Origin of the sequence: Bacillus sp. SIMBA_008 (genome assembly GCF_046535495.1) — a bacterium.
Lineage (GTDB): Bacteria > Bacillota > Bacilli > Bacillales > Bacillaceae > Bacillus > Bacillus subtilis.
In genome coordinates, this window is sequence record NZ_JAWRWL010000704.1 from 1 (window position 1) to 260 (window position 260).

General features: G+C 45.8%; 1 pseudogene. It reads right to left on the reverse strand.

The features are described 5' to 3' along the window. A pseudogene (locus SB658_RS25065) lies at positions 1 to 260 on the reverse strand (nitrilotriacetate monooxygenase); the annotation flags it as partial.

Here is a 260-nt window from a genome sequence, read left to right on the forward strand (position 1 = left end):
GCTGGCGAATGGTCAGGTTATCCTTTCTCGCCATATTCATCACGAGATCAAAACGGCTTTTTACCGCATTGGACGCGCTTGGATCAATCTCTGGAAGCGGACCATCTAAAGGATACTGAGACAAATCAATCCCACCTAAGTAGTTTTGCAAAATGCTCAGCCCAATCTCAGGAACAATCAGCTCCTGTAATTCTTCATATTTCGCTTTGGCTTCTTCCTCTGTATCAGCAATAATCGGGAAGATCCCCGGCATGATGCTG